Here is an 11579-nt window from a genome sequence, read left to right on the forward strand (position 1 = left end):
CCGGCGCGCCCTCCACCGCCCGCGCCCCGGCACCCGAGCACCCCGGCGACGCACCGGCCCTCCGCCCCGGCCGCTCCGAACGCCCCCGACCCCCCTTCAGCGATGGGAGCACGATGCCCGGTTCCGGCGGCCCGGCCGACCCGGCCGAGCGGTACGAACTGTCCTCCGGTCAGGAGGCGTTGTGGATGTTCGAGCAGCTGGTGCCCGGCACCGCCGCCTACCACGTCCCGCTCGCCTTCCGGCTGCGCGGCCCGCTGCGCACCGATCTGCTGCGGGCCGCGCTGACCGTGGTGGTGCGCCGCCAGGAGGTGCTGCGCACCGCCTTCCGCGAGGACGACGGCGAGCCGTACCAGCAGGTGCTGCCGCCCGCCGAGGCCGAGCTGCCGCTGCGCGAGGTCGCCGACGGGCCCGAACTCGCCGCCGCGCTGCACCGGGAGGCCCGCGAGCCCTTCGACCTGGCGGCCGGCCGGCCGTTCCGACTGCGGCTGTTCCGGCTCGGCCCGGAGGAGCACGTGCTCTCCCTGGTGATGCATCACATCGCCACCGACGGCTGGTCCTTGCGGCTGCTCACCGACGAACTCTCCGCCGGGTACGCCGCACTGCTGGCCGGGCGGGACCCGGCGGCGGCGCTGCCCGAACTGCCGGTGCCCTACCGCCGGTACGCCCGGTGGCAGCGGGACTGCTTCCAGGGCCCGGAGCTGGAGGAACTGCTCGGCTACTGGGCGGAGGCGCTGGGCGACGCGCCGACCGTCGACCTGACGCACGGGCGCCCGCGCCCCCGCCGGCCCTCCTTCGCCGCCGACCGGCTGCTGGTGCGGCTCGACCCGGGCCTGCACCGCGCGCTGACCGACCTGGCCCGGGCCGCCCGGGTGTCGCTGTTCTCGTGGCTCGGCGCGGCCTTCTCACTCGCCCTGACCGAGCGCACCGGTCGCACCGACACCGCCTTCGCCACCCTGCTCGCCGGCCGCGGCGAGCCGGAACTCGAGCCGCTGATCGGCTACTTCGTCAACATGGTGGTGCTGCGCGCCGACCTCGCGGACGACCCGGCCTTCTGCGAGCTGGCCGCCCGGCTGAACGCCGCCAACCTTTCGGCCATCGACCACGAGGTGCCGTTCGCCACCGTGGTGCGCCGCCTCGCCCCCGCCCGCCGGCCCGGGCGCAATCCGCTGGCCCAGGTCACCCTCCAGCTGCGCACCGGCGGCAGCGCCCCGGGCCGCCCGGAGCTGCTCGGCGTGACCTGCGAGGACGTCGACCTGTACCCCGGGCAGCACGCCTTCGACGCCACCGTGACCTTCATCGAGGACGGCCCGGACTTCCTGCTCAGCATCGAGTACTCCACCGAGGCGTTCGACGCGCCGTGGGCCGCCGGCCTGGCCGACCAGCTGCGGGAGCTGCTCCGGGCGGCCTCGGACCGCCCCGGCGCCCGCGTCTCCCGGCTGCTCGCCGCCGTCGCCCCCACCCCTCACGAACCCGACCAGGGAGCCCACCCATGACCGAGCACGCCGATCCCGCCCTCCCGGTGCTGTGGAGCGACCGCGCCGGCGCCGTCGAGTCCGAGCCGCTGAGCGGTCTGCGGGCGGCCGCGCCCGCGGACCTCGCCGCCGGGCTGTGCGCGCTGGTGCTGCGGTACGGCGGCCTGCGGCCGGTCACCGTCTGGGGCCGCGTGGCTGGGGCGGAGGCCTGGACGGCCTGGCGGACCGAACCCGCCGAACTGGCCGGAACCGGTTCCTCCACGCCCACCCTCGGGGCCTGCCGGGCCGCCTTCGCCCGGTGGCTGACCGACTGCCAGGGCGGGCTGGAGCTGTCCGTCGACCCCCAGGCCTCCCCGGCCGTCTTCGCCCTCTCCCCCGCCGCCGACCGCGGCTGGACGCTGCGCCTGCGGGCCACCGCCCGACCGGACGACGAGCAGGCGCTCCCCCGGATCGCCGCCCACCTGGCGGCCTACCTGGACGCCCCCGACGAACTGCGGATCGACCAGGTCGACCACCGCACCGCCGCCGAGCGGGAGCTGGTCGCCGAGCTGAACCGCCCCGGTCCGCCGCTCACCGAGCCGGTCTGCCTGCACCGGCGGGTGGAGCGGCAGGCGGCCGCGGCCCCGGAGCGGATCGCCGTGGTCCAGGGCGGCCTCAGCCTGACCTACGGCGAGCTCGACGCCAAGGCGGAGGCCCTGGCCGCCCGGATCGCCGCCCTCGGGGTGGGGGTCGGCGGGCGGGTCGGCGTGGCGGCGACCCGGAGCGCGGAGCTGGTGGTGGCGGCGTACGCGGCACTGAAGACCGGCGCCGCCTTCGTCCCGCTGGACCCGATGCTGCCGGCCCACCGCCGCGAGGTGCTGCACCGGCTGGGCCGGGTGGACGTGGTGGTCGCCGACGCCCTGGGCGCCGAGAACCCGGCGCCGGACGTGCCGGTGATCGCCCTCGGCCCGGTCGCGGAGCTGCCGTCGGCCACCGCCGGGGCGCCCCGCCCGGACGCCCCGGTGACCGGCCGGGACCTCGCCTACGTCATCTTCACCTCCGGCTCCTCCGGCGAGCCCAAGGGCGCCCTGCTCGACCACGTCGGCCGGACCGGCATGATCCTCGACCTCAGCGCCCGCTACGGCCTCGGCCCCGGCGACCGGATCCTCGGCGTCTCCTCGCCCAGCTTCGACATGACGGTCTACGACGTGTTCGCCGCGCTGATGACCGGCGCCACGCTCGTGCTGCCGGAGCGCGGCAAGGAGAACGACGTCGAGCACTGGGCCGAACTGGTCGAGCACGCCGGGATCACCGTCTGGCACTCCGTCCCGTCCTCGCTGGCCCAGTTCCTGCGCACCTGGGGCACCGGCCGCACCGGCGCGCTGCGGGCCTTCCTGCTGGGCGGGGACTGGATCCCGCTGGCCCAGCCCGACGCCGTCCGCAAGGCGTTCCCCCAGGCCCGCTTCATCAGCCTGGGCGGCGCCACCGAGGTCTCGGTGGACAGCACCTACTACGACGTGACGGCCGTCGACCCGCGCTGGCGCTCGATCCCGTACGGGCGGCCGATGACGAATCAGAGCGCCCACGTGCTGGACGCCTTCGGCACACCCGCCGCGGTGGACCAGCTCGGCGAGCTGTTCCTCGGCGGGCTGGGCGTCGGCTGGGGCTACCAGGACCGGCCCGCCTTCACCGCCGAGCGCTTCCTGCCCGACCCGTTCTCCGCCGTCCCCGGCGCCCGGCTGTACCGCACCGGCGACCTCGCCCGGCTGCGGGCGGACGGCGAGCTGGAGCTGATCGGCCGGGTCGACCACCAGGTGAAGATCGGCGGCGTGCGGATCGAGCTGGGCGAGATCCAGTCCTGCCTGCGCGAGCACCCGGCGGTGGCGGACGCCGTCGTGGTGCCGGTGCGCGACTCGGCGGGCATCGCCCAGTCGCTGGCCGCCTACGTGTCGGTGGCCGGGTCGGCCACCGTCTCCGGCGAGGAACTGCGCGCCCACCTGGGCGAGCGGCTGCCGGCGAGCATGGTCCCGGCCCGGGTGTCCGCGCTCGCCGAGCTGCCGGTGAACCAGAACGGCAAGATCGCCCGGCCGGAGCTGGAACGGCTCGCCGCCGGGGCCGCGGCCCCGGCGTCCGTCGTGGAGTCGGATCCGGCCGTCCGCGACGCCGTCGGCGAGACCTGGCACGAGGTGCTGGGACTGGCCGAAGTCCCGGGCGCCGCAGCCTCGTTCATCGACCTCGGCGGCAACTCGCTGGCCGCCATCCAGGTCGTCGGCCGGCTGAACCGCCGCTTCGGCACCGCACTGAAGGTGACCGACCTGATCACCGCCGACACCGTGGCCGCGGTCGCCGCCATCGTCACCGAGCGGCGCGGCACCAGCAAGCGCCCGTCACTGCGCTGAGCGGACGGCGAAAGGGCCGGCCCCGGAGCCGGCCCTTTCGCACGGTGTCAGCCGCGTGGTGTCAGCCGCACGGTGTCAGCGCGCGGCGAGCGTACGGGCCACCGCGTCCCGGTCGACCTTGCCGCTGTGGGTGCGCGGCAGCGCGGCCAGCGTGGTGAAGGAGCGCGGGAGGTACGGGTCCGGCAGGTGGCGGCGCAGCTCCTCCGCCGCCCGGGCGCCGTCCAGCGGCTCGGCGCCCGCGTCCACCGTCACCGCGCAGTGCAGCGAGCGCGAGCCCTGTCCGTCGTCCAGGGCCACGCAGACCGCGGCGGAGACGGTCGGCAGCTCCAGCAGCCGCACCTCGACCTCCAGCAGGTTGACCCGGTAGCCGCGGATCTTCACGTCCTTGTCCCGGCGGGCGAGGAAGGTCACCACGCCGTCCGACAGCCGGACCAGGTCCCCGGTGCGGAAGGCCGCGGTGTGCCCCTGCGGGGTCGGGTCGACGGTGACGAAGCGCTTGGCGTTCAGCTCCGGCTGGTTGAGGTAGCCGGGCGACAACGGGGCACCGGCCACCAGCAGTTCGCCGACGTTCGGCTCGGCCGCGTCCAGCGGATCGATCAGCAGCTCGCAGCCGGGCAGCGGCGTGCCGATCGGCGGCAGCGCGGGCCAGGAGTCGCTGGGGCCGGTCAGGGTGTGCGCGGTGACCATCGCGGACTCGCTCTGCCCGTAGTGGTTGTTCAGCCGGCACCGCGGCAGCCGGGCGAACAGCGCCCGGATGTCCGGGGTGCAGACCAGCTGCTCCCCGGCCGCGTTGACCTCGGCCAGCGCCAGGTGGTCGAGCGACTCCTCCTCGGCGGCGGCCACCGCCAGCATCTGCAGCGCGACGTACGGCAGGAAGAGCCGCTCGATCCGGTGCTCGCCCAGCCACTCCAGCAGCTCGAACGGGTCCTGCCGCAGCTCCTCCGGCACCACCACGAGCGTGCCGCCTCCGCACAGGGTGCCCAGCACCTCCTGGAAGGAGACGTCGAAGTTCAGCGGGGCGAACTGGGCGGTGCGCAGCTCCGGCCGTACGGAGTGGTTGCGCTGCCAGTCGGCCATGGTGTCCAGGCAGCTGTGCGGGACGGCCACGCCCTTGGGCAGGCCGGTGGAGCCGGAGGTGTAGATGAGGTACGTCCACAGCTCGGGCCGGCAGTCCACCGGGTCGGCGGTTCCGGTGGTCGGCAGACCGGCGATCGGCAGGCTGGGCACCGGCACCTCGAACTCCGGCGGCTCGTCCGCGTACAGCAGCAGGCCGGCGCCGCTGTCCTTGAGCATGTGAGCGAGCCGGGCCGCCGGGTACTCGCGGTCCAGCGGCAGGTAGGCGGCGCCGGCCCACATGGTGCCGAGCATCGCGGCCACCACCGCGGCGCTGCGCCGGCCGGTGACGGCGACCCGGTCCCCCGGGCCGATCCCGGCCGCGGCCAGGCCCTCGGCGATGCCCCGGACCCAGGCCAGCAGCTCGCCGTAGCCGAGGCTCCGGCCGCCGTCCACGACGGCGGTCTGCGCGCCGCGCAGCACGGCCTGGTCGTGGAACGCGGTCAGCAGGCACGGCGGTCGGGACTCGCCGCCCCAGAGCGAGAGTGGAGCGGGACTCATGCGCTTCCTCCAGGAAAGGGGATCAGAACCGGTCGTCGTCGTCGTCGAGGAAGTCGCCGTCGAAGAGCTCGTCGATGCCGAGCATCCCGGCGACCACGGCGAAGTAGCGGCCGGTCAGTTCGGGGGACTCGGCGATCTCGCGCAGCATCCGCAGCCGGGACGGCGTGACGGTCAGCCGGGCCAGCTCCAGGGTGCTCTGGTACGGCTCGGTCAGCTCCTCGTCGCGGCGGCGGGTGAACCGGGCCAGGGCGGCGTCCAGCCGTACCGGGTCACCCTGATCCGCTGCCAACTCCTCGGCCAGGAAGGCGGCCTGGAGCAGCGCGTTGGTGATGCCGCGGGCGCTGATGGTGTCCAGGTGGTGCCCGGCGTCGCCGACCAGCACCCAGCCGGGGCCGTGCCCGCGCCGGAAGTAGTTCTGCTGGTCGCCCGTACCGATGATCGGCTCGACCTGCTCCGCCTCGGTGAGCTGCTGGTACAGCCCGGGCGCGGTGCTGCGGACGGCCGCCAGGTGGTGGCGGAACGGGTCCTGCCTGATCTCGGCGAAGCGGTCCTGCGGGAAGTAGGTGGAGATCAGGGTGACGTCGTCGTGGGTGGGGATCCGGACGATCCAGTTGCCGGGGCTCTCGTGGAAGCCGAAGCCGGTGCTGAGGCCGGCCCAGCCGGTGTAGTACACGCAGCTGGCCCGCGGATCGCCCGACTCGACCGGCGCGTCGACCAGTTGGGCCACCCGGGAGCGCATCCCGTCGGCCCCGACCACCAGCCGGGCGTGCTCGGTGCGCACCCCGCTCGCGGTGCGGAAGCGCACCCCGGTGACCCGGCCGTCGGAGTGCACCAGCTCCTGGAGGTTGGCCCGGTCGACGAACTCCACCCCCGCCTCGACGGCCGCGTCGACCAGCAGCTGGTCCAGCACCCGGCGGCGCGGCGCGAAGGCGGCCGGTGCGCCGTCCAGCACCGGCGCCGGGGCGGCCAGCCGGACGTCACCGACCTCGTAGCTGATGGTGTCCAGCGCCGGGCAGCCGGAGTCCAGCAGTGCCGGGAGGACGCCCCACTCGGCGAGCCTGGCCACCCCGGGCTGGTGGATGTAGAGGGTGGAGGCGGTGTCCGACGGGAAGGCGGCCCGGTCGATCAGCAGCACCCGGTGGCCGCTGCGGGCCAGCAGCAGCGCGGTGGCCGCGCCCGCGACCCGGGCGCCCACCACCACGGCGTCCCAGCCACCGCTCACGCCTGGGCCTCCGCCGGCTCCCCCGCCGTGGCCGGCCGGGCGTCGTCGGCCAGCTTCCGCGCGACCAGCTCCTCCAGGGTCCGGGCCGTCGCCCGGACCGTCGGCTCCGAGTAGAGCGTGACCAGCGGGAACTCCACGCCCAGCCGCTGGCGCACCCGCGCGGTGAACCGGGTGGCGATCAGCGAGTGCCCGCCGAGCAGGAAGAAGCCGTCCTCGGCGCCGATCCGCTCGACGCCGAGCAGCTCCCGCCACACCCCGGCGACGAACTGCTCGGACGGCGTCCGCGGCGCCTCGCCCCCGGAGGCCTGCGAACCGGCCGGCGGCTCGGGCACCGTGAGCGCCCGGCGGTCCACCTTGCCGTTGGCGTTCAGCGGGAAGGCCCGCTCGACCACCAGCTGGGCCGGGATCATGTAGTGCGGCAGCCACTCCTTGGCGTGCTCGCGCACCGCCTCGAAGGTCGGCGGCGCGGCCGGGTCGGCGGCGGTCACGAAGGCCACCAGCCGCTGGGCCGGGCCCTCCGCCGCGACCACCACCACGGCCTCCCGCACCCCGGGGTGCCCGAGCAGCACGGTCTCGATCTCGCCGAGTTCGACCCGCATGCCGCGGATCTTCACCTGGTGGTCGCTGCGCCCGACGAAGCGGAAGGCGCCGTCGGGGTGCAGGAAGCCCTGGTCGCCGGTGCGGTAGAGGCGCTCGCCGGGCCGGAACGGGTCGGGCAGGAAGGCGCCGGCGGTCCGCGCCGGGTCGTTGAGGTAGCCGCGGGCCAGGCCGAGGCCGCCGATGTACAGATCGCCCACCACGCCGACCGGCACCGGCCGCAGCTCGCGGTCCAGCACGTGCACGGTGTTGTTGTCGAACGGGCGGCCCAGGCTCACCGGTCCGGCCGCGGTCCCGTCGGCCGGGCCGCAGGTGTGGCAGGTCGAGTCGATCGACACCTCGGTCGCGCCCCAGGTGTTGTGCAGCGCCCCCGGCATCAGCCGGTGGAAGCGCTCGACGGTCGCGGCGGTGAGCGCCTCGCCGCTGGAGGTGGTGTTCCGCAGCCGGGGCGGCACCCGGTCGGGTGCCTGCTCCACCAGGTCGAGCACCGCGTTCAGCATGCTCGGAACGACCTGGAGGTACACCGACTCGTAGCGGGTCGCGGCCTCCAGCACCGCCACCGGGTCCCGGTGGCGTCCGGGTTCGAGCACCGCCACCCGGCCGCCGACGGACAGCGGCCAGAAGATCTCCAGGGCGGAGTCGTCGAAGGTCAGCGTGGTCTTGTGCAGTACGGTCTCGCCCCGGGCCAGCCGGTGCCGCCGCTGCATCCAGACCATCCGGTTCACCCAGCCCCGGTGCCGGCTGGCCACGCCCTTGGGCATGCCGGTGGAGCCGGAGGTGTAGTAGACCGAGACCAGGTTCTCCGGGTGCGGACCCTCGACAACGGCGATGTCGGCCGCGGCGGGGGCCTCGGGCAGCGTCGTCGGGTCGAGCGTCTCGGCGCCCGCCGAGGCGGCGTCGATCTGCTCGCCCAGGGCCCGGGCCGCCAGCAGCACCGGGGCGCCGGCGTCGGCCAGGATCTGCCGGATCCGGGCGGGCGGACTGGCCGGGTCCAGCGGCAGGTAGGCGCCGCCGGCCTTGAGGATGCCGAGCAGTCCGACCACCAGCTCCACCGAGCGTTCCAGGCAGATGCCGACCGCCCGCTCGGGGCCCACGCCCCGGGCCCGCAGCTCCCGGGCCAGCGCCTCGGCCCGTTCGTCCAGTTCCCGGTAGCTGAGCCGGGCCGTCTCCGAGACCACCGCGGTGTCGTCCGGGGTGCGCGCCGCCTGTGCCTCGAACAGCTCGTGCAGACAGGCGTCCGCCGGGAACTCGGCGTCGGTCGCGTTCACCTCGTCGGCGAAGCGGATTTCCGCCGCGGCACGCGGTTCGAGCCGGGCCAGCGGGGTCTGCGGGTCGGCAAGGGCCGCCTCCAGCAGGGCGCGGTAGTTCGCGCCCAGCCGGGCGATCGTGGCCTCGTCGAACAGGTCGCCGTCATAGGCGATGACGCCCGTCACGGAACCGTCCGCGGCCCGTGCGAGGTCGAACTCCAGGTCCGTCTGGACGAATCCGGTCGGCACGTTCCAGCAGGTGGTCCGCAGTCCGTCCAACGGCAGGGCCGGCAACGGCTCCTGGTGGTATCCGAAGACCGCCTGGACCAACGGCGAGTGGCTGACGACGCCCTGACTGTCCGTCATTTTGACGATGTCGTCGAAAGGAACGGACTGGTTGCGGAAACCTCCGATGAACGTCGCCCGACAACGCCGGAGATACTCCGAGAAGCTCTCCCCGATCCTGCTCCGACTGCGCAGCGGAAGGATGTTGACGAAGAATCCGACCGTCCCGTCCAGGGCGTCGTCGTCCCGATTGGACACCGGCGTGCCGACCACCACGTCCCGCTCGCCGGTGTAGGCGTGCATCAGCAGGGTGAAGGCGGCCAGCAGCACCACGTAGTCCGTGGTGCGGTGCCCGGCGGCGGTCTGCCGCACCCGCTCGGCCAGGGCGGCGTCCAGCGTGATGGGCAGCAGTTCGCCGTGGAAGCGCTGGCGGGCCGGGCGGGGGCGGTCCAGCGGGAGTCGCAGCAGGTCGGGGGCGCCGGACAGGTGCTCGGCCCAGTAGGCGAGTTGACGCTCAGCCAGCCCGCCGGCCAGTCGTTCGGCCAGCGCGACGCCGTACGCGCCGTAGTCGGCCCCGGTCTCCGCGACCGGTAGCGGGCGGCCGGCCAGCGCGTCCGCGTAGTCCCGGCCGATCTCGGCGGCGATCACCGCGTTGGACCAGGCGTCGGTGACGATGTGGTGCAGGTTCACCAGCAGCGTCCAGGCGTCGTCCGCCGAGCGGAACAGCCGGAAGTCGAAGAGCCCGGGGCGTTCCAGGTCGAAGGGCGTCGCCGCGGCCTCCCGCACCCGGACCCGGAGGGAATCGGGATCCCCCCTCAGGTCGTGCACGGTGAGGCCGAACTCCAGCCGGTCCGCTATCACTTGGACGGGTTGGTCGTCCACCGTGGAAAAGCCCGTGCGTAACGCGGCATGACGGGATATCAGTGCACGGATCGACTGTTCCAGCGCCGGAACGTCGAGTTCTCCGCGGATCTCGTGCGCCACCGGGCCGTTGTAGAGCGGGAGCCGCGGATGGAGGTTGTGCAGCAGCCACAGCCTCCGCTGTTGCGGCGAGATCGGAACGACGCGGTCGTGCATGGACTGATTCCCCCGGATCCCATCAGTGCAGGACGCGGCGAGACTACCCTACTCGCAGCGATCATGACAGAGGTCAAATCCCTTGCCGACGGGGCGAGATCTTGCCCCTTGCCGGGCGAATTCCCGGCTGTATGCTGGCGTTCCGGGGGCGGCGTTCCCGGGGCGCGGAGGTGTCGCCATATCCCGCGGGAATGGTGTTCCCGCACCGCGGACATCGGGTTCGGCGTGAACGCCGAGTTCGCCGTGGGCGTCGAGTTCCCCGCAGACGTCGAGTTCCCCGCCCATCGGGCATCCGGCCTCGGACATCCGGCCTCGGACACCCGGCGCGCGACACCACACCCCACTTTCCGCATTCACGACGCAGGAAGGACCGACGGCGTGAAGCTCGACGGACTGTGGCAGCACGCGGACTTCCGCCGGCTCTGGGCCGGGCAGACGCTCTCCATGCTGGGCACCAACATGGTGGCGGTGGCCGTCCCGCTGCTCGCCTCGGTCAGCCTGGGCGCCTCGGTGTTCCAGATGGGCCTGCTGCTGGCCACCGAGTTCCTGCCGTACCTGCTGATCAGCCTGTTCGTCGGGGTCTGGCTGGACCGGCGACCGAAGAAGCTGATCATCGTGGCGGCGGACGTCGTACGCTCGCTGGTCCTGCTGTCCGTCCCGCTGCTGGCCTGGGCCGGGCTGCTGAGCGTCCCGCTGCTGCTGGTGGTGGTGTTCGGCACCGGCGCCTGCAGCACCGTCTCGGACATCGGCAACGCCGCGATCCTGCCCGCCCTGGTGGAGCGCGCGGACCTGGTCGAGGGCAACAGCAAGCTGGAGCTGAGCAGTTCGGTCTCCAGCATCGGCGGCCGGACCTTCGGCGGCCTGCTGGTGCAGCTGCTCACCGGCCCGGTGGTCATCCTGCTCGACGTCTTCGCCTTCGGGCTGGCGGCGGCCTGCACCCTGCGGATCCGCCGGCGCGAGCCGGTACCGCAGCGGCCCGCCGACGGCGCGCCGTCCTCGCTGTGGCAGGAGATCGGCGAGGGCCTCGGCTTCGTCTTCGGCAACCGCACGCTGCGCTTCCTGGTGCCCGCCACCTTCCTGATCAACTTCTGTGCCATCGCGATCGACCCGCTGTTCCTGGTCTTCATCACCCGCACCCTGGACCTGCCCGGCCTCCTGGTCGGCGCCCTGCTGGCCGGGACGGGCGCGGGCTCCCTGCTGGGCGCCCTGCTGGCGGGCCGGCTGGGCCGGCTGCTGCCGTTCGGCCGGATGGTGGTCTGGGTGACGGCGGCGATGACCGCCGTCGAACTCGTCATCCCCGCCGCCACCCTGATGCCCCGGGGCGTCGCCGTCGCGACGCTGATGTTCGTCCAGATCGCCTACGCCGTGCTGGTGATCTCCAGCAGCATCAACATCCGCAGCTACCAGGCCGCGATCACCCCGGACGCCATGCAGGGCCGGATGAACGCCTCCACCCGGATGATCGTGATGGCCGGCACCCCGTTCGGCGCCATGGCCGGCGGCGCCCTCGGCGCCCTGCTGGGCACCCGGCCGGCGATCGTGGTCTGCGCCGGCGGCATCGGCCTGGCCGCGCTGCTGCTCGGCCTCTCCCCGGTGCGCCGGGCGACCGGCGCCCCCGTCGAGGCTCCCGCCCCCACCCCCGCCACGGTCTGACGCCCCGCCGGACGACCGGACGTTCCGTCAGAAC

At 74.2% G+C, this 11579-nt stretch carries 6 protein-coding genes; 3 read left to right on the forward strand and 3 right to left on the reverse strand.

The genetic code is table 11. The annotated features are described in order from the left end of the window. The first annotated feature begins 113 nt into the window (after positions 1-113). Together ACZ47G_RS06110 and ACZ47G_RS06115 are read left to right on the forward strand one after the other, a co-directional pair. The gene (locus ACZ47G_RS06110) at positions 114-1493 is read left to right on the forward strand and encodes a condensation domain-containing protein (protein WP_465740263.1); all 1380 of its coding nucleotides are present in this window, start codon (positions 114-116) and stop codon (positions 1491-1493) included. Then, positions 1490-3850 carry a non-ribosomal peptide synthetase gene (locus ACZ47G_RS06115; protein ID WP_465740264.1) on the forward strand — a complete coding sequence of 787 codons (2361 nt, stop codon included), beginning with the start codon at positions 1490-1492 and terminating at the stop codon, positions 3848-3850. Before ACZ47G_RS06110 ends, ACZ47G_RS06115 begins: the two co-directional genes overlap by 4 nt. Positions 3851-3925: 75 nt before the next feature. Here ACZ47G_RS06115 and ACZ47G_RS06120 read toward each other — a convergent pair whose 3' ends face one another. The 3 genes from ACZ47G_RS06120 to ACZ47G_RS06130 are packed head-to-tail and all read right to left on the reverse strand — an operon-like array spanning position 3926 to position 9892. Further along, positions 3926-5464 carry an AMP-binding protein gene (locus tag ACZ47G_RS06120; RefSeq protein WP_465740265.1) on the reverse strand — a complete coding sequence of 513 codons (1539 nt, stop codon included), beginning with the start codon at positions 5462-5464 and terminating at the stop codon, positions 3926-3928. Between the two features lie 22 nt (positions 5465-5486). Next, positions 5487-6686, reverse strand: a complete 1200-nt coding sequence (locus ACZ47G_RS06125; protein ID WP_465740266.1) for an NAD(P)/FAD-dependent oxidoreductase — start codon at positions 6684-6686, stop codon at positions 5487-5489. After that, a complete protein-coding gene (locus tag ACZ47G_RS06130; RefSeq protein WP_465740267.1) occupies positions 6683-9892 on the reverse strand; it encodes a non-ribosomal peptide synthetase in 3210 nt (1069 codons plus the stop codon). Before ACZ47G_RS06130 ends, ACZ47G_RS06125 begins: the two co-directional genes overlap by 4 nt. Before the next feature lie 378 nt (positions 9893-10270). On the opposite strand from ACZ47G_RS06130, the gene ACZ47G_RS06135 reads away from it, so the two are divergent. Beyond that, on the forward strand, positions 10271-11545 hold the full coding sequence (locus ACZ47G_RS06135; protein WP_465740268.1) for an MFS transporter: 1275 nt from the start codon (positions 10271-10273) through the stop codon (positions 11543-11545). The last annotated feature ends 34 nt before the right edge of the window (positions 11546-11579 follow it).

This window comes from Kitasatospora sp. NPDC030952 (assembly GCF_055571335.1).

Coding starts and splice junctions, on each gene's coding strand:
- ACZ47G_RS06110 (WP_465740263.1), top strand. CDS start 114: ATGCCCGGTTCCGGCGGCCCGGCCGACCCGGCCGAGCGGTACGAACTG.
- ACZ47G_RS06115 (WP_465740264.1), top strand. CDS start 1,490: ATGACCGAGCACGCCGATCCCGCCCTCCCGGTGCTGTGGAGCGACCGC.
- ACZ47G_RS06120 (WP_465740265.1), bottom strand. CDS start 5,464: ATGAGTCCCGCTCCACTCTCGCTCTGGGGCGGCGAGTCCCGACCGCCG.
- ACZ47G_RS06130 (WP_465740267.1), bottom strand. CDS start 9,892: ATGCACGACCGCGTCGTTCCGATCTCGCCGCAACAGCGGAGGCTGTGG.